This is a genomic window from Tsuneonella sp. HG222, from assembly GCF_053819185.1.
The window spans coordinates 1,291,604-1,313,632 of sequence record NZ_JBSOQZ010000001.1 but is presented as its reverse complement, the minus strand read 5'-3'; the positions used below and the strand labels follow the sequence as shown (position 1 = coordinate 1,313,632).

The 22,029-nt window shown below is 66.3% G+C and carries 25 protein-coding genes; 5 read left to right on the top strand and 20 right to left on the bottom strand.

Annotated elements, in window-relative coordinates; translation table 11 throughout:
- Nucleotides 1-2: 2 nt before the first annotated feature.
- From nuoI to ACWPMZ_RS06565, 14 genes are all read right to left on the bottom strand, one after another.
- The gene (gene nuoI / locus ACWPMZ_RS06630) at nt 3-488 is read right to left on the bottom strand and encodes an NADH-quinone oxidoreductase subunit NuoI (RefSeq protein ID WP_455703217.1); all 486 of its coding nucleotides are present in this window, start codon (nt 486-488) and stop codon (nt 3-5) included.
- Nucleotides 485-1,561 carry an NADH-quinone oxidoreductase subunit NuoH gene (gene nuoH / locus ACWPMZ_RS06625; RefSeq protein WP_455703216.1) on the bottom strand — a complete coding sequence of 359 codons (1,077 nt, stop codon included), beginning with the start codon at nt 1,559-1,561 and terminating at the stop codon, nt 485-487. The genes nuoI and nuoH overlap by 4 nt, the downstream gene beginning before the upstream one ends.
- Nucleotides 1,558-3,567 carry an NADH-quinone oxidoreductase subunit NuoG gene (gene nuoG, locus ACWPMZ_RS06620; protein WP_455703215.1) on the bottom strand — a complete coding sequence of 670 codons (2,010 nt, stop codon included), beginning with the start codon at nt 3,565-3,567 and terminating at the stop codon, nt 1,558-1,560. Before nuoG ends, nuoH begins: the two co-directional genes overlap by 4 nt.
- Nucleotides 3,567-4,331: a hypothetical protein gene (locus tag ACWPMZ_RS06615; protein WP_455703214.1), complete on the bottom strand. Its 765-nt coding sequence runs from the start codon at nt 4,329-4,331 to the stop codon at nt 3,567-3,569. The genes nuoG and ACWPMZ_RS06615 overlap by 1 nt, the downstream gene beginning before the upstream one ends.
- A 68-nt stretch (nt 4,332-4,399) precedes the next feature.
- A complete protein-coding gene (nuoF, locus tag ACWPMZ_RS06610; protein ID WP_455703213.1) occupies nt 4,400-5,686 on the bottom strand; it encodes an NADH-quinone oxidoreductase subunit NuoF in 1,287 nt (428 codons plus the stop codon).
- A complete protein-coding gene (locus ACWPMZ_RS06605; protein WP_455703212.1) occupies nt 5,683-5,826 on the bottom strand; it encodes a hypothetical protein in 144 nt (47 codons plus the stop codon). The genes nuoF and ACWPMZ_RS06605 overlap by 4 nt, the downstream gene beginning before the upstream one ends.
- Entirely contained in the window at nt 5,823-5,987 is a 165-nt protein-coding gene (locus ACWPMZ_RS06600; protein ID WP_455703211.1) for a hypothetical protein, read from the bottom strand. The genes ACWPMZ_RS06605 and ACWPMZ_RS06600 overlap by 4 nt, the downstream gene beginning before the upstream one ends.
- Complete coding sequence (locus ACWPMZ_RS06595; protein ID WP_455703210.1) at nt 5,987-6,655, bottom strand: complex I 24 kDa subunit family protein; 669 nt, start codon at nt 6,653-6,655, stop codon at nt 5,987-5,989. Before ACWPMZ_RS06595 ends, ACWPMZ_RS06600 begins: the two co-directional genes overlap by 1 nt.
- On the bottom strand, nt 6,648-6,875 hold the full coding sequence (locus ACWPMZ_RS06590) for a hypothetical protein (protein ID WP_455703209.1): 228 nt from the start codon (nt 6,873-6,875) through the stop codon (nt 6,648-6,650). Before ACWPMZ_RS06590 ends, ACWPMZ_RS06595 begins: the two co-directional genes overlap by 8 nt.
- Nucleotides 6,872-8,083, bottom strand: a complete 1,212-nt coding sequence (locus ACWPMZ_RS06585; RefSeq protein WP_455703208.1) for an NADH-quinone oxidoreductase subunit D — start codon at nt 8,081-8,083, stop codon at nt 6,872-6,874. Before ACWPMZ_RS06585 ends, ACWPMZ_RS06590 begins: the two co-directional genes overlap by 4 nt.
- On the bottom strand, nt 8,080-8,619 hold the full coding sequence (locus ACWPMZ_RS06580; protein ID WP_455703207.1) for a hypothetical protein: 540 nt from the start codon (nt 8,617-8,619) through the stop codon (nt 8,080-8,082). Before ACWPMZ_RS06580 ends, ACWPMZ_RS06585 begins: the two co-directional genes overlap by 4 nt.
- Complete coding sequence (locus ACWPMZ_RS06575; protein ID WP_455703206.1) at nt 8,616-9,491, bottom strand: NADH-quinone oxidoreductase subunit C; 876 nt, start codon at nt 9,489-9,491, stop codon at nt 8,616-8,618. Before ACWPMZ_RS06575 ends, ACWPMZ_RS06580 begins: the two co-directional genes overlap by 4 nt.
- A gap of 1 nt (nt 9,492) precedes the next feature.
- The gene (locus ACWPMZ_RS06570) at nt 9,493-10,098 is read right to left on the bottom strand and encodes a NuoB/complex I 20 kDa subunit family protein (protein ID WP_455703205.1); all 606 of its coding nucleotides are present in this window, start codon (nt 10,096-10,098) and stop codon (nt 9,493-9,495) included.
- Nucleotides 10,089-10,463 carry an NADH-quinone oxidoreductase subunit A gene (locus tag ACWPMZ_RS06565; RefSeq protein WP_455703204.1) on the bottom strand — a complete coding sequence of 125 codons (375 nt, stop codon included), beginning with the start codon at nt 10,461-10,463 and terminating at the stop codon, nt 10,089-10,091. Before ACWPMZ_RS06565 ends, ACWPMZ_RS06570 begins: the two co-directional genes overlap by 10 nt.
- Nucleotides 10,464-10,838: 375 nt before the next feature.
- Between ACWPMZ_RS06565 and ACWPMZ_RS06560 the strand changes: the two genes are divergently transcribed.
- From ACWPMZ_RS06560 to ACWPMZ_RS06550, 3 genes are all read left to right on the top strand, one after another.
- Nucleotides 10,839-12,035: an acetyl-CoA C-acyltransferase gene (locus ACWPMZ_RS06560; RefSeq protein WP_455703203.1), complete on the top strand. Its 1,197-nt coding sequence runs from the start codon at nt 10,839-10,841 to the stop codon at nt 12,033-12,035.
- A 132-nt stretch (nt 12,036-12,167) separates the two neighbouring features.
- On the top strand, nt 12,168-12,620 hold the full coding sequence (locus ACWPMZ_RS06555) for a hypothetical protein (protein ID WP_455703202.1): 453 nt from the start codon (nt 12,168-12,170) through the stop codon (nt 12,618-12,620).
- A gap of 26 nt (nt 12,621-12,646) precedes the next feature.
- Entirely contained in the window at nt 12,647-13,060 is a 414-nt protein-coding gene (locus ACWPMZ_RS06550; RefSeq protein WP_455703201.1) for a hypothetical protein, read from the top strand.
- A gap of 57 nt (nt 13,061-13,117) precedes the next feature.
- Here the strand turns inward: ACWPMZ_RS06550 and ACWPMZ_RS06545 are convergent, their stop codons facing one another.
- Nucleotides 13,118-13,576 (bottom strand): SH3 domain-containing protein, encoded by a 459-nt coding sequence (locus tag ACWPMZ_RS06545; protein ID WP_455703200.1) that lies wholly within the window; start codon nt 13,574-13,576, stop codon nt 13,118-13,120.
- A 151-nt stretch (nt 13,577-13,727) separates the two neighbouring features.
- Here ACWPMZ_RS06545 and ACWPMZ_RS06540 point away from each other — a divergent pair, with 151 nt between their 5' ends.
- Nucleotides 13,728-15,026 (top strand): ammonium transporter, encoded by a 1,299-nt coding sequence (locus tag ACWPMZ_RS06540; RefSeq protein ID WP_455703199.1) that lies wholly within the window; start codon nt 13,728-13,730, stop codon nt 15,024-15,026.
- Nucleotides 15,026-15,424, top strand: a complete 399-nt coding sequence (locus ACWPMZ_RS06535; protein ID WP_455703198.1) for a nuclear transport factor 2 family protein — start codon at nt 15,026-15,028, stop codon at nt 15,422-15,424. Before ACWPMZ_RS06540 ends, ACWPMZ_RS06535 begins: the two co-directional genes overlap by 1 nt.
- A gap of 8 nt (nt 15,425-15,432) precedes the next feature.
- Here the strand turns inward: ACWPMZ_RS06535 and ACWPMZ_RS06530 are convergent, their stop codons facing one another.
- The 5 genes from ACWPMZ_RS06530 to ACWPMZ_RS06510 form a co-directional block, all read right to left on the bottom strand.
- A complete protein-coding gene (locus ACWPMZ_RS06530; protein ID WP_455703197.1) occupies nt 15,433-16,851 on the bottom strand; it encodes an NAD(P)H-dependent flavin oxidoreductase in 1,419 nt (472 codons plus the stop codon).
- A 22-nt stretch (nt 16,852-16,873) separates the two neighbouring features.
- Nucleotides 16,874-17,614: a class I SAM-dependent methyltransferase gene (locus tag ACWPMZ_RS06525; protein ID WP_455703196.1), complete on the bottom strand. Its 741-nt coding sequence runs from the start codon at nt 17,612-17,614 to the stop codon at nt 16,874-16,876.
- 45 nt (nt 17,615-17,659) lie between these two features.
- The gene (prfB, locus tag ACWPMZ_RS06520; RefSeq protein ID WP_455703195.1) at nt 17,660-18,787 is read right to left on the bottom strand and encodes a peptide chain release factor 2; all 1,128 of its coding nucleotides are present in this window, start codon (nt 18,785-18,787) and stop codon (nt 17,660-17,662) included.
- 89 nt (nt 18,788-18,876) lie between these two features.
- Entirely contained in the window at nt 18,877-19,422 is a 546-nt protein-coding gene (locus tag ACWPMZ_RS06515; RefSeq protein WP_455703194.1) for a peroxiredoxin, read from the bottom strand.
- A gap of 57 nt (nt 19,423-19,479) precedes the next feature.
- Nucleotides 19,480-21,993 (bottom strand): penicillin-binding protein 1A, encoded by a 2,514-nt coding sequence (locus tag ACWPMZ_RS06510; protein WP_455703193.1) that lies wholly within the window; start codon nt 21,991-21,993, stop codon nt 19,480-19,482.
- Between the last annotated feature and the right edge of the window lie 36 nt (nt 21,994-22,029).

Below are 22,029 nucleotides of genomic sequence, written 5' to 3'. Positions count from 1 at the left end.
GCCTAGCGATAGGGCGCATCGGCTTCAAGGTTCGCGGCGATGGCCCGCTCCCACTTGTCCCCGTTGGCCAGCAGTTTCGCCTTGTCGTAGAGCAGTTCCTCGCGCGTTTCGGTCGCGTATTCGAAGTTCGGCCCCTCGACGACGGCATCGACCGGGCAGGCTTCCTGGCAAAAGCCGCAGAAGATGCATTTGGTCATGTCGATGTCGTAGCGCGTGGTCCGGCGGCTGCCGTCCTCGCGCGGTTCCGCCTCGATGGTGATCGCCTGCGCCGGGCAGACCGCCTCGCACAGCTTGCACGCGATGCAGCGTTCCTCGCCGTTGGGATAGCGGCGCAGCGCGTGCTCGCCGCGGAAGCGCGGCGACAGCGGGTTCTTCTCGAACGGATAGTTGATCGTCGCCTTGGGCTTGAAGAAGTACTTCAGCGTGAGGGCGTGCGCCTTCACGAACTCCCACAGGGTGAACGCCTTGATGTAATGCGCGAGACTCATGCCCCGTACCTCGTAATCATGAGCCAGCCCGAGACGAGCACGACGAACAGCAGGCTGGTGGGCAGGAAGATCTTCCAGCCGAGCCGCATGAGCTGGTCGTAGCGGTAGCGCGGAACGGTCGCCTTCACCCAACTGAACACGAAGAAGAAGAAGAATATCTTCAGCAGCAGCCAGACCACGCCCGGGACAGTGTAGAGGATGCCGATCTCGAGCGGGGGCAGCCATCCGCCGAAGAAGAGCACGGCATTGAGCGCGCACATCAGCAGGACGTTGGCGTATTCGCCCAGCCAGTAGAGCGCGAAGCTCATCGAGCTGTATTCGGTCTGGTAGCCCGCGACGAGCTCGCTTTCCGCCTCGGTCAGGTCGAACGGCGCGCGCGCCGTCTCCGCCATGCCCGAGATGAGGAACATGACCCACATCGGGAACAGCAGTAGGTTGAACCAGTAGCCGTTGACGATCCCCAGCCCGTGCCCGCGCTGCGCGGCGACGATGTCGTTCATGTTGAACGTGCCCGCGTAGAGCACCACGCAGATCAGGATGAATCCGATCGAGACCTCGTAGGATATCATCTGCGCCGCGGCGCGCATTGCCGAGAAGAACGGGTACTTCGAGTTCGACGCCCAGCCGGCGATGACCACGCCGTAAACGCCGAGCGAACTGATCGCGAGCACATAGAGCAGGCCGACGTTGATGTCCGCCAGCACCGCGCCCGAATTAAACGGAATGACCGCCCAAGCGAGCAGCGCTACCGTGAAGGTGATGATCGGCGCGATCAGGAACAGGCCCTTGTTGGCCGCGCTGGGAATGATGGTTTCCTGCAGGAAGACCTTCAACCCGTCGGCAAAGCTTTGCAGCAGGCCCCACGGGCCGACCACGTTCGGCCCGCGCCGCAGCGCCATCGCCGCCCAGACCTTGCGGTCGACGTAGATGATCATGGCCACCGCCAGCATCAGCGGCAGGGCGATGAGCAGGATCCCCGCAATGGTCGCCCAAAACCACGCAGCATCGACCGAAAGACCCCAGTCCCACGGTCCCCACGGCGTCCAGAACGGGCGTTGAAAGGCTTCGGTCATTCCGCAGCCTCCGCCAAGCTGTCATCGCCGTGCAGCAGTTCGGCGGAGCAGCGTTGCATCGTCGGGCTCGACCGGGCGATCGCGTTGGTCAGGTAGAAATCCTTGATCGGGCTGCCGATGCGGGCGGACTTGGCCTTGACCTTCCGGCCCTTGGGCAGGGCGCCGTAGTCGGCCAATCCTTCGACCCCAAGCGCCGGGACCGCGCTGACCATGGCGGCGCGAAGCTCGTCGAAGGTGTCGAAGCCTACGGTGACGCCCAGCGCATCCGCCAGTGCGCGCAGGATCGTCCAGTCCTCGCGCGCGTCACCCGGCGCGAACACGGCCTTGTCGGCGAACTGCACCCTGCCCTCGGTGTTGACGTAGGTGCCGGCCTTCTCGGTGTAAGCCGCCGCGGGCAGGATTACATCCGCCGCGTGCGCGCCCTTGTCGCCGTGATGGCCGATGTAGACCTTGAAGCTGCCGTCGAACTGGGAAAAATCGACTTCGTCCGCGCCGAGCGCCAGCAGCAGCTTGGGCGCTGCCTGGACCAGGTCCTTGACCCCGCCGTTCTGCGCGAAACCGAGCATCAGCGCGCCCATCCGCGCGGCCGAGAAATGCAGGACGTTGAAGCCGTTCCAGCCCGCACGGACCAGGTTCCACTCGCTCGCGAGACCGAGCGCCGCGTCGAGCGCGCCGGCCGCGATCCCGCCGCCGCCCAGGATGATCGCCGGCCGCTCGGCCGCCGCCATCGCTTCGCCGACATGCCCCGGCAGGTCGCCGAGCACGCTGACGTCGTCGCCCAGGAACTTGGCCCCGAACGTCGTTTCCCAATGCGGGCCCACGACGAAGACCTTGGCCCCGCGCTTGACCGCCTTGCGCAGGCGAACGTTGACCAGCGGCGCTTCCCAGCGGATGTGGCTGCCGACGATCAGGATCGCGTCGGCTTCCTCGATCCCGGCGAAGGTCGAATTGAAGGCCATCGCCGCCAGGTTGTCGGTCGGATAGTCCATCCCCGTCTGGCGGCTTTCGACCAGGTCGGAACCGCAGGCCCCGAGCAGCGCCTTGGCCGCGAACATCGTCTCGCAGTCGAGCATGTCGCCGGCGATCGCGGCGATGCTGGCACCGGCCTTGACGCCCGCGATGGCCTTGAACGCATCGTCCCAGCTCGCCTGGACCAGCTTGCCGCCCCGGCGCACGAAGACCTTGTCCAGCCGCCGGCGGGTCAGGCCGTCGACCTGATAGCGCGCCTTGTCGCTGATCCACTCCTCGTTAACGTCGTCGTTGATGCGCGGCAGAACGCGCAGGACTTCGCGGCCGCGGCTGTCGATGCGGATGTTCGCGCCGACTGCGTCGCTGACGTCGATGCCCCAGGTCTTCTTGAGCTCCCACGGCCGCGCCTCGAAGGCATAGGGCCGGCTGGTGAGCGCACCGACCGGGCACAGGTCGATCACGTTGGCCGAAAGCTCATGCTCGGCCGCACGCTCGAGATAGGTGGTGATCTGCATGTTCTCGCCGCGATAGAGCGCGCCGATCTCGTCCACCCCGGCGATCTCCTCGGAGAAACGCACGCAGCGGGTGCAGTGAATGCAGCGGGTCATCGCCGTCTTGATCAGCGGGCCCATGTACTTTTCGGTGACCGCCCGCTTGTTCTCGTCGTAGCGCGAGGCGCCGCGGCCATACATCAGGCTCTGGTCCTGCAGGTCGCATTCCCCGCCCTGGTCGCAGATCGGGCAATCGAGCGGATGGTTGATCAGGAGAAACTCCATCACCCCTTCCCGCGCCGCCTGGACCATCTGGGTGTCGGTGCGGATCTCCTGCCCGTCGGCAGCCGGCAGGGCGCAACTGGCCTGCGGCTTGGGCGGCCCGGGCTTCACTTCCACCAGGCACATCCGGCAGTTGCCGGCGATCGAGAGCCGCTCGTGATAGCAGAAGCGCGGGATTTCCTTGCCGGCAAGCTCGCACGCCTGCAGCACGGTCGCCCCGGCGGGGACCTCGATTTCCTGACCGTCGACGGTGACTTTGGGCATCAGCGGCGATCCTGTCCCTCATTGGCGAATGCCAAGCGCGCATAGGCGAGAACGCTTGCATCGCGCAGCACGTCAGGCGGAAACGCCAGTTGCACGTTTGGCGGCAGGCATTGGGCGAACGTCGGCACAAGCGCGCGGATCTGCGTCATTTCCTCGGGGGAGGCAGCCTTCGTCAGCGCGAGCTTTCGCACTTCTTCGGGGGATATGCGGGCCGTGCACTCGCCAAGCTCGGCTACGACACGACGCGCCGTTGCCGTGGTGTTCTCGAGCGGTATGTCCTTGAACTCCGAGTAATCGAGGCGGGGAACCGACAGGAAGTCGGTGGGCCCGCTCTTGTCGTAAACAACCCTCACGAGACCGTCAGCCACCATCGCCCGCATTGCCGCCGGAGGATAGGCAATCACCTTGCCGGGATTGATCCCACCCTGGAGCATTGCGCCCCCAAGACAATTTCGATCGACGAGCTTGCGTCCGTCTTCCTCAACCCCGTTGTGGAGAAACTTGAGCACCTTGGGTCGTTCACGCGAGCCTTTGGCGATGCATTCGCCGATAAGTTGCGCGGTACGGCGACGCACTTCGACGGGTGGCTGGTTTGCGCTTCGTTTTTTGAGTTCTGCAACCGCTTCGGCGATGGTTGTAACTCCGTCGTCCTTCGCACTGGCTGGAACTGCCGCCGCCAGAGCACCACACGCGAGAATCGCGCCACGCGTCGCCCACCTGCGGGTCGTGGTCGGGCGCCCACCGTGCTTATGGCGGGCGGCCAACGAAGCGTCGCACCTGATCTGCCGCTGCGAAATTGCAATGGCAGGGATGCAGGATGAACCAGTCGTACTCATTCGGCGGCCTCCCGCACGTTCTCGGCAATGCGCCGCTCCAGTTCGGGGCGGAAATGCTTGATCAGGCCCTGGATCGGCCAAGCCGCCGCGTCGCCCAGCGCGCAGATGGTGTGGCCTTCGACCTGCTTGGTGACCTGCTGAAGCATGTCGATCTCGCCGATTTCGGCGTCGCCGGTGCGCAGGCGCTCCATCATGCGCCACATCCAGCCGGTGCCCTCGCGGCACGGCGTGCACTGGCCACAGGATTCGTGCTTGTAGAAGTAGCTGATGCGGCTGATCGCGCGGACGATGTCGGTCGACTTGTCCATCACGATGATCGCCGCCGTGCCCAGGCCCGAACCAACGGCCTTGAGGCCGTCGAAATCCATCGGACAGTCGATGATGTCCTTGGCCGGAACCAGCGGGACGGAGGACCCGCCGGGAATGACGGCGAGCAGGTTGTCCCACCCGCCGGTAATGCCGCCGCAATGCTTCTCGATCAGTTCGCGGAAGGGGATGCTCATCGCCTCTTCCACCACGCACGGCTTCTCGACGTGGCCGGAGATCTGGAACAGCTTGGTGCCCTTGTTTCCCTCGGCGCCGAAGCTGGCGAACCACGCTGCGCCGCGGCGCAGGATCGTGGGGACGACGGCGATGGATTCGACGTTGTTGACCGTCGTCGGGCAGCCGTAGAGCCCTGCCCCGGCGGGAAACGGCGGCTTGAGGCGCGGCTGGCCCTTCTTGCCTTCCAGGCTCTCGATCATCGCGGTCTCTTCGCCGCAGATGTAGGCCCCCGCCCCGCGGTGCACGAATACGTCGAAATCGTAGCCCGATCCGGCGGCGTTCTTGCCCAGCAGGCCTGCGTCGTAGGCTTCGGCCACGGCCTTGAACAAGGTCTCGGCCTCGCGAATGTATTCCCCGCGGATGTAGATGTACGCCGCACGCGCGCGCATCGCGAAGCCGGCGATCAGCGCACCCTCGATCAGCTTGTGCGGATCGTGGCGGATGATCTCGCGGTCCTTGCACGAACCGGGCTCGGATTCGTCGGCGTTGATGACGAGGAAGCTCGGCCGGCCGTCCTTGCTCTCCTTGGGCATGAAGGACCACTTCATGCCGGTCGGGAAGCCGGCGCCGCCGCGGCCGCGCAGGCCGGACGCCTTGATTTCCTCGATGATGGCATCCTGGCCGACGCCCATGAGCGCCTTGGTATCGTCCCAGTCGCCGCGCTGCTGCGCCGCCTTCAGGCCCCAGTCCTGGTAGCCGTAAAGGTTGGTGAAGATGCGGTCCTTGTCAGCCAGGCTCACGCGCCAAGCCCTCCCTGCGAGACGAACCAGATGGCGAGCGCAATGATGCCGACGATGGCCGCGATCTTGATGACGCCGGTCAGCACCTTCCAGGCGATGAAGGCGAGCACCAGCGCGATGACGATGGTCGCGATACTCACTGGTCGCCGCCCTTCATGCGCTTGGAGTTTGAAATGCCGAGGAACGCCGCGCCGAGCGCGATGAACGCGGCGCCGGGCGCCATCCTGTCGGCGAGGAAGAAGCCGATCGCGGCGACGAAGAACAGCGTCGCGGCCAGGCGGAACATCAGCGGCCGGGGCATTACCATTCCCCCCGGTAGTCGTGGTTCTCGCTAACCATTTCGCGCAACGTCGACGGCCCGCCAACTGGCTCGACGGTGTGGCGCGCCGGATCCTGCGTGCCTTCCTTGGGCTGCTGGCCGGCGGCAAGCGCATCGAGCACGGCGTCGAAGCGTTCGACCGTCAGGTCCTCGTAGTTGCCGTCGTTGATCTGCACCATCGGGGCCGACGAGCAGTTGCCCATGCACTCGACCTCGGTCAGCGTCCACAGCCCGTCGGGCGTGGTGTGGCCCTTATGCATGCCACGCTTCTTGCACGCGGCGAGGATGTCGTCGGAGCCGCGCAGCATGCACGGCGTGGTGCCGCAGACCTGCACGTGGAAGCGGCCGACCGGCGCGATGTTGTACATCGTGTAGAACGTCGCGACCTCGAGCACGCGGATCACCGGCATGGCGAGCTCGCGGGCAATGAATTCCATCACCGGCAACGGCAGCCAGCCCTGCGTGTTCGTCTCCGCGCCGACCTGCCGCTGGGCGAGGTCGAGCAGCGGCATCACCGCCGACTTCTGCCGCCCCTCAGGATAGCGCGCGACGATCTCCTTCGCCTTGGCCGCGTTCTCGGCGGTCCAGGCGAACGAACCCCACCGCTCGCGCAGCTCGGGCGTATCGGGTGCGGGGGCGCGGTCAGCCATGACGGTGCACCCCGTGGCGGCGTTTGCAGCGCGCGGTAAAAATTGTCAGCACAATCAGGCTCAGGATCGAAGCGAGAAAAACGTAGAACGCGGCGGAGTACATCGACGCCGAACGCTCTTCAGAAATTAGCAAGAGCGCCGCAAACGACAGAGTGGCAACGACGCCCGCGACACGGTTGAAAGTCACTAGGCGGTCATATTTAACGGGTGCTTCGCTCACCGGTCGCACTCCCCGAACACCACGTCGATCGCGCCGAGGATGGCGGTCGCGTCGGGCAGCATGTGGCCTTTGGACATGAAGTCCATCGCCTGCAGGTGGCTGAATGCGGTCGGGCGGATCTTGCAGCGGTACGGCTTGTTGCTTCCGTCGCTGACCAGATAGACGCCGAATTCGCCCTTGGGGCTTTCGGTGGCGACGTAGACTTCGCCCGCAGGCACGTGGAATCCCTCGGTGTAGAGCTTGAAGTGATGGATCAGCGCTTCCATCGATTGCTTCATCTCGCCCCGCGCAGGCGGGACGACCTTGCGATCGTCGCTGGCGATGGGGCCTTCGGGCATTTCGGCCAGGCACTGCTTCATGATGCGGGCCGACTGGCGCACCTCTTCCACGCGGACCATGAAGCGGTCGTAGCAGTCGGAGTTCGTGCCGACCGGAATCTCGAAGTCCATCCGGTCGTAGACGTCGTAGGGCTGGCTCTTGCGTAGGTCCCACGGGATGCCCGCGGCGCGGATCATCGGACCGGAAAAGCCCCAGGCGATTGCATCGTCGCGACCGACCACCGCGATGTCGACGTTGCGCTGCTTGAAGATGCGGTTGTCGACCACCAGGCTCATCGCGTCCTCGAACAGGCGCGGAAGCCGGGTGTCGAGCCAGTCGCCGATGTCGGTCAGCAGCTTGAGCGGCACGTCCTGGTGCACGCCGCCGGGGCGGAACCAGGCCATGTGCATCCGCGCACCGCTCGCCCGCTCGAAGAAGTTGAGGCAATCCTCGCGGATCTCGAACATCCACAGGTTCGGCGTCATGGCGCCGACATCCATTACGTGGCTGCCGAGGTTGAGCATGTGGTTGCAGATGCGGGTCAGCTCGGCGAACAGCACCCGCAGGTACTGCGCGCGCACCGGCACCTCGATGTTGAGCAGCTTCTCGATCGCCAGGACGTAGCTGTGCTCCATCCCCAGCGGGCTGCAGTAGTCGAGCCGGTCGAAATAGGGCAGCGCCTGCAGGTAGGTCTTGTATTCGATCAGCTTTTCGGTGCCGCGGTGAAGCAGGCCCACATGCGGATCGATCCGTTCGATGATCTCGCCGTCCAGTTCCATCACCATGCGCAGCACGCCGTGGGCCGCCGGGTGCTGCGGCCCGAAGTTGATGGTGTAGTTGGTGATGACCTCGTCGCCGGTCGTCGGCGACTTCTCGAGTTGCATCGTCATGAGCTGCACGTCCAGAGGCCCGGGCCGTAGCGGCGCTCGTTGGCCATGTTGTAGCGCGACACGATCGTCGCAGGCACGCCCGCGGCGGCGGCGCCGGTCTTGGATTCCCGTTCGACGACGACGGTGTACTCGCCATCGGTCATCGTCGGGCCGGCGCGCATGCCGTCGGCCCCCAGCGCGGCGGTGCCGGTCAGGATTCGCTCCTCGCCGCCGACCTGGACGATACCCTTGCCGCGCGCATTGGCCTGCGGCTCGAGCCCGGTGATCAGCAGCGTGTTGGTGCCCAGCTTGAAGCTGCAGGTGACAACCGCCCCCGGTATCCCGGGCGTGCGATCGGTGGCGAACGCCTCGAGCTCGGGCACGGCCGTGGTTTCGACTGCATTCTGCTCGTTCACGGCCGGCGACAGTCCGCTGTTTTCCTCGACGCGGGCGTCTTCGGCATCCTGCACCGTGTCGGACGCGGCCGGATCGGGTTCGTTGCTGCAAGCGGCCAGCGCAAGAGGCAGCGCGGCGAGAGCGAAGATGGCGCGGATCATACCTTCTTCTCCTTGGTCTGCCTGGTCTTGGTGGCGCCCGCGGTGTCCCTGCCGGCCGTCTTGCGCGGCTTGCGTGCCGGGCGGTCCTCGGTCGGCTCGGGAGCGGCGGGCGCTTCCGTGCTGCTCGTATCCTCGGCCGGGGCTCCGGCGGAAACCTTGTCGTCTGCCACTTCGTTGGCGGCCTTGCCGGCGCCGGTATCCGAAGGCTTCTCGGTCGTCTTGGGCTCGTCCACCGGCGGAGGTGGCGGTGCCTTGGCCGCCTTCTCGTCGCCCGGCAGCACGTAGTCGGCGCCTTCCCATGGGCTCATGAAATCGAAGCTGCGGAAGTCCTGCGCCAGTTCGACCGGCTCGTAGACGACGCGCTTCTCTTCTTCGGAGTAGCGGAGTTCCTGGTACCCGGTGAGCGGGAAGTCCTTGCGGAAGGGATGCCCTTCGAACCCGTAGTCGGTCAGGATGCGGCGCAGGTCAGTGTTGCCCGCGAAGAGCACGCCATAGAGGTCGAACACTTCGCGCTCGAGCCATCCGGCATTGGGCCACAATGTGGTGACGGTCGGCACCGGAGTGTTCTCGGCCGCACGGACCTTGACCATGATGCGGTGGTTCTTGGTCAGGCTCAGAAGCATGTAGACGACCTCGAACCGCTCGTCGCGGCCCGGGAAGTCGACCCCGGCGATCTCCATCAGCTGCTGGTAGCCGTGCTCGTCGCGCAGCAGGCGCAGGACATCCTCGATGCCTTCGCGCTGCACACCGATCACGATCTCGCCGTGCTCTTCCTTGCTGGCGAGCACGTGACTGCCGAGCGCCGCGGTCAACGCCTCGCGCACGCCCTCGTTCGAGGAAATCTTCGGCGCCGGGTGGAACACGCTCGCCATCCTAGCGCTCGATCGTCCCGCTGCGGCGGATCTTCCGCTGGAGTTGCATCACGCCGTAAAGCAGCGCTTCGGCAGTCGGCGGGCAGCCCGGCACGTAGATGTCCACCGGCACGATCCGGTCGCATCCGCGCACAACGGAGTAGCTGTAGTGGTAATAGCCGCCGCCGTTGGCGCAGCTGCCCATGCTGATGACGTACTTGGGGTCCGACATCTGGTCGTAGACCTTGCGCAGCGCCGGGGCCATCTTGTTGCACAGGGTGCCCGCGACGATCATCACGTCCGACTGGCGCGGCGAGGCGCGCGGGGCGACGCCGAACCGCTCCATGTCGTAGCGCGGCATGTTGACGTGGATCATCTCCACCGCGCAGCAGGCGAGGCCGAAGGTCATCCACCACAGGCTGCCGGTGCGAGCCCACTGGAACAGCTCTTCGGTGCTGGTGACGAGGAAGCCCTTGTCGTTCACCTCGGTGGCGAGCGAGTTGTAGAAATCCGCGCCCGGCTGGCGAATCTCGGGGTGCAGGACCTGATTGTTCGCGGGGCCGATCACCGTGCTGGCGCCGCGGTTGGCCAGTGCGTGGTCGAGCGGGCCGGTGTCACCTACTCCCATTCGAGCGCTCCCTTCTTCCAGGCATAGACTAGGCCGATCAGCAGTTCGAACAGGAACACCATCATGGTGATCCAGCCGGGCCAGCCGGTCAGATCGAGGCTGACCGCCCAGGGAAACAGGAACGCCGCCTCGAGGTCGAAGATGATGAACAGGATCGCCACGAGGTAGAAGCGGACATCGAACTGGCTGCGCGGGTCTTCGAACGCGGGGAAGCCGCACTCGTACTCGCTCAGCTTCTCGGCATTGGGATTGTGCGCGCCGGTCAGCCGGGCGACCCCCATCGGCAGGAACACGAACAGGGCCGAGAGCCCCAGCGCGATGCCGAGAAAGATAAGGATCGGCAGGTATTGCGAAAGATCGACCAAGCGCCTGACTCGATTGCTAGCGTTCGAAGCGCGCCCTAGTCCGTGGGTCCGAAGCGCGCAAGGCCGCTGGACCCGGGTTTTCACGATGCATGTCCGCGCGGCGCGAAATTGGCTTTCCCGCAATGGCCTTGATGTGCTTGGATTCGCCTATGTCCGCTCGCACCGCCCGTCGCCGCACTTATCATTGTTGCAGGGCCCGTCGGGGGCCGGCGGCGCGGACGACCGAGGTGTACTCTTCGTGTCACCTTTCATTCCGGCCGTGCACTGCGTGGCCGGAAGCGCCCGCTCCATTGCCTTGGCGGCGCCCCATCCCTAGATGCCCAAAGGGCACCCTGAACCCCCGTCTCTCACTCCAATTCGAGGCTTAACCCGCTCATGGCACAGTTCTCCGCTTCCGATCCGATCGTCATCCTCAGCTATGCGCGCACGCCGATGGGCGGCATGCAGGGCGTGTTGTCCGACGCCAGTGCAACCGATCTGGGCGCGACGGCGGTCAGGGCGGCGGTCGAGCGGGCAGGCGTTTCGGGCGAGGACGTGGACCGGGTCTACATGGGCTGCGTGCTTCCGGCCGGCCTCGGCCAGGCCCCTGCCCGCCAGGCGGCGCTCAAGGCCGGCCTGCCCAAGTCTGCCCAGGCGACGACGGTCAACAAGGTCTGCGGCAGCGGCATGCAGACGGTCATCATGGGCTCCGAAGCGCTCGCCACCGGCTCGGTCGACGTGGTCGTCGCGGGCGGGATGGAGAGCATGACCAACGCGCCCTACCTGCTCAAGAAGCACCGCTCGGGCGCGCGGCTGGGCCACGACACCGCCTACGACCACATGTTCCTCGACGGGCTGGAAGATGCCTACGAGGAAGGGCGCGCGATGGGCACGTTCGCGCAGGAAACCGCCAACCAGTACCAGCTGACCCGCGAGGACATGGATTCCTATGCCATCGAGTCGCTGCGACGCTCGGTCGCCGCGATCGACGAAGGCAAGTTCGACGACGAGGTCGTTCCCGTCACCATCAGCTCGCGCAAGGGCGACGTGGTGGTCGAACGGGACGAGCAGCCGCACAAGGGGCGGCCCGAGAAGATCCCCACCCTGCGCCCGGCCTTCGCCAAGGACGGGACGATCACGGCGGCAACCTCCAGCTCGATTTCCGACGGCGCGGCCGCGCTCGTCATCAGCCGCGAGAGCGTGGCGCGCGACAAGGGCCTGACCCCCGTGGCGAAGATCGTCGGCCTCGCCGCGCACGCGCAGGAGCCGAGCGAGTTCACCATCGCGCCGGTCGGCGCGATCCAGAAGCTGCTGTCGCAGCTCGGCTGGAAGGCCGACGATGTCGACCTGTGGGAAGTGAACGAGGCGTTCGCCTGCGTCACCATGTTCGCGATGCACGACATCGGCATCCCGCACGACAAGATCAACGTGAACGGCGGCGGCACCGCGCTGGGCCACCCGATCGGCGCCAGTGGCACGCGCATCATCGTGACCCTGGTCAACGCGCTCAAGAAGCAGGGCAAGTCGCGCGGCATCGCATCGCTGTGCATCGGTGGCGGCGAAGCCACGGCGATCGCGGTCGAAATGTGCTGACCGATCCGTTTTGGTCTGATTACGTAAGGGCGGCCTGCGAAGGCCGCCCTTCTTACAAGCGGCGCATGATGGAACGTCGAACGGCCCCCGGGGTTCTTGCAACTGAACGCTCATAGAACAGGGAGATGGACCATGAGGAAGTTACTCGCATGCGCCGCCGTGATTGCACTGGCGGCCTGCAACAACGCCGAAACCGCGGACGCCGACGCTGATGCTTCCGCAGCGACCACCGAAGAGACGGCGGCCGCGTCCGGCGTGCTCGAAGGCGAAGCGCCGGGCTTCGAAGCGGTTGCCCCCGGCACCTACCAGGTCACCCGTTCCGGCGGCGAAATGGACTACATCGAGATTCACCCGGGGATGACCTTCTCACGCGTCGCCGCCGACGGATCCGCCACCGGCGGCTCGATCTTCATGAAGGGCGGCAAGACCTGTTTTGTCGTCGAAGGCCAGGAGCAGGAGAGCTGCTTCACCGACAGCGCCCCCGATGCCAACGGCGTGGTGAAGGCAACCGCTGCGAACGGCGACGTGGCGACGATCAAACCGGTCGAAGGCGCGCTTGAAGATCACGTGCCCGCCCAGGGCTGATCCGACCTTATCTAGAGGAATTACAGATGAAAAGATTGCTTGCCGCCATTGCACCCGCCGCTCTTCTCGCCGCCTGTTCCGGTGGCGAACCGGCGGAAGCTCCCGCAGCCGACGAGACGGTTGCCGCGTTGCCGACGCCAGCGGCAGTCGAGCAAGTCACCGAAGGCGGCTATCTGGTCACCGCCGGGACTTACGAGGCGACGGCGGCCGACGGTACGGCGATCAAGAACGTGCTTAACGGCGACGGGACCTACACCCGCTCCATGGGCGCCACGACCGAGACCGGCACCTGGAAGAACGATCAGGGCAAGACCTGCTTCGACCCCGAAGGCACCGATGCGCAGACTTCGTGCCTGCTTGTCGCCTCACCGGCGGCCGACGGCACGGTCCGGACGACAGGCGACGACGGCGTGACGTTGGTCTGGACCAAGTCCGCCTGAGCACCGCATTAAGCGCACAAGGTAGAGGGCGGCTCCGCAAGGGCCGCCCTTTTCGCGTCAGGGCTCGCCGGCGCCCCACAGGCGTTCGGCCTCGATCCAGCCCCGGCGCCCCGTCACATCGAATTCGCACCAGCCCGCCTCGCACTCGCCCAGCCGGCCGACGACGCCGGGCTCGACCTGCCAGCGCAGGGGGGCGTCATCCGATGGTTCCGCACGCATTGCCGCTGGCTCGTCGCCGATCACGATCGCGCCCCGGTCCGGATCGAGCAGGCGCGACAGGATCCAGCCCTCGGTGCCGTCGGGATCGCGCACCAGGCGCCAGCCTTCCTTCAGGCGCACGACTTTAACCGGCAGGCCCTTGCGTTTGTAGACCCAGTCGATCGGGTAGCTTTCGCTCGGGCCCACCCGCATGTTGACCTCGTCCGCGCGAAGCGATGCCCAGTAAGGCACTTCGCGGTTCTGGCCGGCGGCGGGCACCGCCGTGACGAGGAGAGCGAAGACGAGGAGGCGGCGCATCGGAGGGATGTAGCCCCGCACGGGGATTCGCTGCAAGTATCGCGTGTTGCTGCAATATCGTTGCGCCAATACCTTGCCCCGCCTTGCACAAATGTCGTATCGGCGGCGCCGAGGCAGCCGCGCGAGGGGTCGCGGTTCGGGGGAGATCTGAATGTTTCGCAAAATCGCACTCGCGTCGCTCCTGGCGGCTTCGCCGGCGGTCGCCTTCGCCCAGGACCCGGGTGTGGTCGCGGCGGGTGACAGCGGCGACACGGCGTGGATCCTCATCTCGGCGGCGCTGGTCCTGCTGATGACCCTGCCCGGCCTCGGCCTGTTCTACGGCGGGCTGGTGCGCGGAAAGAACTTCCTCTCCGTCCTGCTGCAGGTCGCGGCGGTCGCCGCGGTGGGATCGCTCCTGTGGATCATGGTCGGGTTCACCCTGGCCTTCGGACCGGTAGGCAGCGGCTGGATCGGATCGGGATCGAATGCGATGCTCAACAACCTGGGCAACGTGCGCGAAGGGCTGGCGATACCGGAAAGCGCCTTCGCGCTGTTCCAGATGACCTTTGCGGCGATCACCCCGGCCCTGATGGTCGGTGCCTGGGTCGACCGTGCGCGGTTCGGCTGGGTCGTGTGGTTCTGCGCGATCTGGGGCCTGGTGGTCTACGCGCCGGTAGCACACTGGATGTGGGGCGGCGGCTGGCTCGCCCAGCTCGGCGCGCTCGACTTCGCTGGCGGGATCGTGGTGCATACCACGGCCGGCGTCTCGGCGCTCGTCGTGGCGCTGCTGCTCGGCAAGCGGCAGGGCTTTCCCACCAGTGCGCTGCTGCCCCATGCCCCCGGCCTGACCATGATCGGCGCGATGCTGCTGTGGGTCGGATGGTTCGGCTTCAACGGCGGCTCGGCCCTCGCCGCGACCGATGATGCCGCCGCCGCGATCATCAACACCCACGTTGCCGCTGCCGCCGCGGCCATGGCGTGGATCGGGATCGAACGCTGGAGCTTCGGCAAGCCCACCACCGTCGGCTTCGCGACCGGCGCCATCGCCGGCCTCGCGACCGTGACGCCTGCCGCCGGGTTCATCTCCCCCGGGGCGGCGCTGCTGCTGGGGCTGGCGGCGGCCGTGGTCTGCTACGGCGCGATCCAGCTCATCAAGACGAAGCTGCGGATCGACGATTCGCTCGACGTGTTCGCCGTTCACGGGGTCGGCGGAATGCTCGGCAGCGTCCTGCTCGGCGTGTTTCTCGCCCCGGATCTCGGCGGCACCGGATATGCCGAGGGCATGGGCATGGGCGCCATGCTGGGCGCCCAGGTCATCGCCGTGGCGGCGGTGGCGATCTTCTCGGCCATCGCGACCGCGCTGATCGCGCTCGGCGTCTCGGTGCTGATCCCGATGCGGGTCAGCGAGGACGACGAGCGGCAGGGCCTCGACGTCGCCAACCACGGCGAGCGCGGCTGGGAGTTCGATTGATGGAGCGCGCCGCTTACGAAGACTACGTCGACGCCTTCAACACCAAAGACTACGACCGGATGGCGAGTTACTACGCCGAAGACGTCGAATTCATCCTTAGTCCCGAGCGCGGTCTCGTGTTCCACGGCAAGGATGCGATCCTCGGGATGTACAAGCCGTTCCATCAGGCGGTCCAGGAACGGGTCGACATCGTCAACTTCGCCGACGGCGGCAATTGCGTCTTCGCCGAAGTCGATGCAACGTTCCGACCGATCCCCGGCCAGCAGCAATCAGTCATCGACCTGCCGCACGGCAAGGTGCTGCACGTCACGACCATTGCGATCTACGACCTCGGAACGAGCGGGAAATTCACCCGCATCCGCGCCTGCAGCTATTCGCGTGAGTATCGCGACGGCTGAGCCGCGCGTCAGTCGCCCGTCAGGATGCGGTCGACCAGTTGCTTCACGGTCGGCGTGAACTTGTTCGAGTAGAACGGGTCCTGCTTGAAGCGGTAGGCCGCATGCCCCGCGAACATCAGGTTCTGTTCCACTGGATGGCCATGCGCGATGTCCTGCAGGGTCTTCTGGATGCAGAAGCTGCGCGGATCGGCGAGACGCCCGGTCGTGTAGTCGTCATGGTCCTTCCACGACGAGAAGCCGCAGTGGCTGAGGCAGCCCATGCACGCGGTCTGATCCTCGCGGATGATCGCGCGCTCTTCCGGGCTGACGAACACCACGGTGTCGTCGGGCGTCTTGAGCGCTTCGGTGTGGCCTTCGGCAGCCCACCCGCGCGCGCGATTAAGATCCTGGGGCGCGACCCAGAAGTTCTTGCCCTTCACCCCGACGTCGAGCTGCACCGTGTGCTCGCCCGCCGCCACCTTCGAATAGGGAATCTGGCGGTGGCTGCGCGCCTCCAGGTTGCGCAGGAACGGGTTGCGCACCGCCGAGCTGTAGAAGCCGGTCGGACTGAAACGGTGGAGCAGTATGTCGCCCTCGTCGAGATCGCGCAGCGCGTCCTTCCACCCCTGCGGGATCGGGCTTTCCTCGGTCAGCAGCGGCCGGGTGCCGTACTGGAAGGCGATCTGGCCCAGTTCGGGATTGTCGATCCAGTGGTCCCATTCGCGAAGGAACCACACGCCGCCGGCCATGATGATCGGCACGCTGTCGGGAATGCCTTCGGCGCGCATCGTGTCGCGCACGGCCTTGACGCGGGGATAGGGATCTTCCGGCTTTTCCGGATCCTCGGCGTTCGACAGGCCGTTATGGCCCCCCGCGAGCCAAGGGTCCTCGTAGACCACCGCCGCCATCAGGTCCGCGACCTTGTGATAGCTGCGCTTCCACAGCGCGCGGAAGGCGCGGGCCGAGCTGATGATCGGCAGGTAGTTGACGTTGTAGTGCGCGGCGATCTCCGCCAGCTTGTAGGGCATTCCCGCCCCGCAGGTGACGCCCGTCACCAGGCCGCGGGTCTGTTCCAGCACGCCTTCGAGCACCTGCTGCGCGCCGCCCATTTCCCACAACACGTTGATGTTGATCGCACCGCGCATCCCGTTGGGCCCGTTCGCCATGTCGTAGGCGCGGCGGACCTGTTCGACCGCACCGTCGATGGCGTAGCGGACCAGTTGCTCGTGGCGCTCCTTGCGGGTCAGCGCGTCGTAAATCTGCGGGACGATCTTGCCTTCGGCATCGTAACTGTCGGCGTTCACCGCGCTGACGGTGCCGATGCCGCCGGCCGCGGCCCAGGCGCCCGAACTCATGTGGTTGGTCGCCGAAACACCCTTGCCGCCTTCGATCAGCGGCCAGACCTCGCGGCCGCCGTACATGATCGGAGACAATCCCTTGAACGCCATTTACAGACCCTAATACCCAGTCTCAGCCGTTGGAAACGTCGACGGCTTCGGTGTTGCCCGGTTGTACGCATGGTTCGATATCGCGCGGTTCGGGCCGGTCCCCGACTGCTTCGAAGCGGGCATAGTAGCCAGCGAGTTCAGGTCTACGAACAAATTCGGCGAGGCGGAAGCCCACCCGTTCGAATTCGCAGAACAGCAGCTTGGGCGGAATGCCGTGCTGGTGGGTCGGACGATCTACGTCCACCACGATCACGCTTCCCCCCTTGCGCAGCCCCGGCCGCAGGCGCCACAGAAACGCATAGGGTTCGCTGACCTCGTGATACATGTGGATCAGGAACACCCGGTCGAAACTCGAGGCGGGCAGCTTGGCATCGTCCTCTGTGCCCAGGCGGATCGAGACGTTGTCGAGCCGTTCGGCCTCCACCCGGCTGGCCAACCGGGCCAGAGCATCGCGGTCGATGTCTTCGGCCAGCACGCGGCCCTTGCGGCCCACGCGTTCGGCCAGGCGAACGGTGTAATAACCCTCGCCCGCTCCGATATCGGCCACGGTCATGCCGCTGCGAATGTCCGCCAGGTCCATCACCGTTTGCGCCTCGCGCCTGTCGTCGCGCGTCTGTTCGTTGGAGAACGCGTTGCTCGTCGCTTCGGACACCGGCCGATAAGCACGCGGGAATTCGCGCGAGCCCGGCGGGCGCGACCTTTCCTCGGCCTGCTGGCAAGCGGCCAGGGCGGCAAGCGCAACGAAGAGTGGCAGGCGCTGCATCGACGATTCCAAATAGCCAGCCCTGCTAGGCAAGGCAAAGCCTGACTATTCGACGTCCTCCACCTGGACCGTTTCGCCGGTCACGCGCTGGGCCAGCGCCGCGGCGATGAATTCGTCGAGGTCGCCGTCGAGCACGTCGTCGGGCGTGGGGCTGGTCACGCCGGTGCGCAGGTCCTTGACCATCTGGTAGGGCTGCAGGACGTAGCTGCGGATCTGGTGGCCCCAGCCGATCTCGGTCTTCTCCTGGTACTCTCCGGCCGCAACGGCCTCGCGCTTGGCCAGTTCGGCTTCGTAGAGCCGGGCCTTGAGCATGCTCATCGCGGTCGCGCGGTTCTTGTGCTGGCTGCGGTCGTGCTGGCTGGCGACGACGATGCCGGTCGGAAGGTGGGTGATGCGCACCGCCGAATCGGTCGTGTTGATGTGCTGCCCGCCCGCGCCGCTCGCGCGGTAGGTATCGATCCGCAGATCGCCCTCGTTGATCTCCACATCGATGTTGTCGTCGATCACCGGGTAGACCCAGACCGAGCTGAAGCTGGTGTGGCGCCGGGCGCTGCTGTCGTAAGGGCTGATCCGCACGAGCCGGTGGACCCCGCTCTCGGTCTTGGCATAGCCATAGGCGTTCTCGCCCTTGACCAGCAGCGTGGCGCTCTTGATGCCGGCCTGCTCGCCCGCGCCGTACTCGACCGTCTCGACCTTGAAGCCGCGCTTCTCCGCCCAGCGGGCGTACATGCGCAGCAGCATCTCGGCCCAGTCCTGGCTTTCGGTGCCGCCGGCCCCGGCGTGGATTTCGATGTAGGTGTCGTTGCCGTCCGCCTCGCCCGCGAGCAGCGCCTGGACCTTGTCGGCGTCGGCCCGTTCGGCCAGCCGGCGCAGCGAATCCAGGCCCTCGGAAACGACCGCGTCGTCGCTTTCCATTTCACCCAGTTCGACGAATTCGATCGCGTCGGCCATCTCGGCGGAAATCTCGTTCACCGTGCCGATGGCGCTTTCCAGGCGGCGCCGCTCGCGCATGACCTCTTCGGCCTTCTTGGGGTTGTCCCACAGGGTCGGATCCTCGACCCGGGCGTTGAGCTCGTCGAGCCGGCGCACCGCGCGTTCCCAGTCGAGCGACTTGCGCACCAGCGCCAGCGCTGCATCGATCCGGTCGATATGGGCCTGCCCCTCGGCACGCATGGAACAATCCTTCAGGTCAAAAAGAGCGGCCCGCCTAGCGCAGGCGGGCCGCTCGGGAAAGTGGTGCGGGAAAATCCCGCGCTGGGGCGTCAGGCCTTCTTCTTGAGCGCCTTGACCGCCGCGAGGCTCTTGGTGATGTGATCGTTCGGCTTGAGGTCCGAGAAGCTCATCACGATCTTGCCGTTGGGCGCGATCACGAAGGTCGTACGGTCCGTCACGCTGCTCGTGCTGCCGGGACGCTTAAGTTCCACGTCATAGCCGGTCTTCATCGCGTCGCTCGCGGCGGCGACAGCGAACTTGCCGGCGCAGTGCTTGCCGGAAAAGTCGGCCAGTTGATCGACGTTGCCCTGGGTGACGCCGATGACCGTCGCGCCCGCCTTGGTGAAATCGGGGATCGCTTCGGCGAAGGCGGCGGCTTCGATGTTGCAGCCCGGGGTGAAGGCGGCCGGGAAGAAGTAGAGCACGACGGGCCCCTTCTTCAGCGCCTTCTTGAGGTCGAAGGTGATCGGCTTGCCGGCCATCGCACCCTTGGCGACGAAAGCGGGAGCGGTCGCCCCTTCCTTGAGGGCGGCCTGGGCCGGCCCGGCGGCCAGAGCGAACGCGGCGAGCGCGGACAGAGTAGCGAGCCTATTCATTTGCAATCCTGCTCCTCGAGTGACTTTGTCCGAACATACCATGCAGGCGCCCGGGTGTCAGTAAATACCGCCCTGCTCGGCCGCGAAGTTTTCCTGCGTCTCGCCGTTGTTGACCGAGGCCGCGCGCGGACCCTTCTCGGCACGGCGCAACTGCGCGAGGACGAGCTGGCGCAGCGTGTCCACTTCGTCCTGCCGTTTGGGACGGCGCGGTTCGGAATCGGGCTTGAAAGCCTCCCAGATCGTGCCGGCCATCGGATCGTTGCCCGGTTCGCCGTCGAACACGCGGGTGCCGCTGCGCCGGTCGATCCGGACCATGCGCACGCCGGCCGGGGCCAGGAACGGGCGACCGGTCCAACGATCGGGCGTCTTTTCCACGAAGGCCTTGAAGATCGGCGCGGCGGTATTGCCGCCCTGCACCCATCCGCCGAGGTTACGCGGCTGGTCGAAGCCAACATACATGCCGGCGATCAAGTCCGGCCCGCCGCCGACGAACCAGGCGTTGGTCGGCCCGCTGGTCGTGCCCGTCTTGCCGGCGAGCGGCATCCCGAGCGCGCGGAGCCGAACCGCGGTGCCGCGCTGGACGACGCCTTCCATCATGTGGATCACCTGGAAGGCGGTGCGCGGGTCGAGCACCAGCTTGCCGCTGTCCTTGAGGCGCGGCATCGCCTTGCCGTCCCATTCGGCCATGTTGCAGCCGGTGCAGTCGCGCGTGTCGCTGCGCCAGATAACCTTGCCGCGGCGGTCCTGCACGTAATCGATCAGCGAAGCCTTGTGCTGCCGGCCGTGGTCGAACAGCGCGGCGTAGGCGTTGACCATCTTCAACACGGTCGTGTCGCCTGCCCCCAGCGCGAAGGCCGGATAGTTCTCGTATTTGCCGATGCCCACGCGCTCGAACGTCTTGGTCACGTTCTCCATGCCGGCGTCCATCGCGATGTGGACCGTCATCAGGTTGCGGCTCTGCTCGAGCCCCCAGCGCATCGTGTGCTCGCCGCCCCCGCCGCCGCCGAAGTTGCGGAAGCATTTCTCGCCCAGGTTGGCGCCCTGGTAATAGCAATAGGTCTGGTCGGGGACCATCGTGGCGGGCGTCATGCCGGAATCGAGGCCGGTGGCGTAAACGAACGGCTTGATGGTGGAGCCGGGCTGGCGCAGCGCCTGCGTGGCGCGGTTGAAATCGCCCAGCCGGCTGTCGAACCCGCCCTGCATCGCCAGCACGCGGCCGGAGTGGGGGTCCATGGCCAGGAACCCGCCCGAGACCTCGGGCACGGTCCGCACCGCCCACGAACTGCCGTTGGGCGCAGCGGCGATCACGTCGCCCACCTTGAGCGCATCGGGCAGGCCCGTCAGCGGCGCATCCTCGCCCGACGAGAAGCCGATGCGGGCGCTGTTGCCGCTGCGTTCGGTGACGACGCCAACGCGCCAGTCCTTGTAGCGGATGCCCAAATTGCTGCTGGCGAGCTGCCCCGTCAGGTTGCCGTCGCTGGCCTTCAACGTCGCGATCGGCCCGTGCCAGCCCTTGCCCGCGGCATAGGCCAGCAGGCCCTGGCGCAGCGAATCGCGCGCCGCGATCGCCATCTCGGGATCGAGCGACGTGCGCACCCACAGGCCGCCGGCATAGACGCTGTGGGGCCCGTCCTCCGCCTTCTCGCCGTACTTGCCGATCAGCTCGCGTCGGACTTCCTCGAGGAAATAGCCCGCATCGACCGAGCGCGTGTCGTCGCGCTGGGTGACGAGGCCGAGCGGCGCGGCCTTGGCCGCCGCGGCCTGCGCCGCGGTGACATGGCCGTTGTCTTCCATCTGGTCGATCACGAAGTTGCGCCGCTCGATCGCCAGATCGCGGTTGGCCGCGCGGCCATAGCGTTCGGGCGCCTTGGGGAGGATGGCGAGGAAGGCCATCTCGGGCAGGGTCAGGGCGTCGACGTCCTTGTCGAAATAGGCCCGGCTCGCCGCCTGCACGCCGAAGCTGCGCCGCCCGAGGGGAATTTCGTTGAGGTAGAGGGTGATGATTTCCTGCTTGCTCAGCACGTCCTCGATCCGGCGGGCGAGGATGATCTCCTTGAGCTTGCGGGTGACCGAGTACTCGTCGCCGATGAGGATGTTCTTGGCCACCTGCTGGGTGATCGTCGAACCGCCGACGGCGCGCCCGGTGCGCGCGGGATTGAGGTAATCGACCACCGCCCCGGCAAACCCGAAGTAGTCGATCCCGCCGTGCGTCCAGAAGGTCTTGTCCTCGGCCGAGGTGTAGGCGTTGATCAGCTGGCGCGGAAAGTCCTGGAACTGCAGCTGGACCCGCCGCTCGCGCGCATAGGAATGGACGATCTCGCCATCGACGCCGCGCACGACGCTGGGCAGCGGCGGCTCGTAATTGAGCAGGCGGCGCGCATCGGGGAGCCCGGCGGACAGGAAGATCCACAGCGCGAGCGCAAGCAACGCGCCCCCGCCCAACACGATCGAGCTCCACCTGAAGCGGCGGCTGCCGTGCCAACCTTCACGAAACCAGGAGGCCAGGCCGCTCGCGTCGCGGCGAATGCGATAGCGGATGTAGTCGCGGGTCGGGAGCTCAGCTTCGGCCATGATGGCGCGTCCCTAGCATGCCGATTCTGTCCAGCG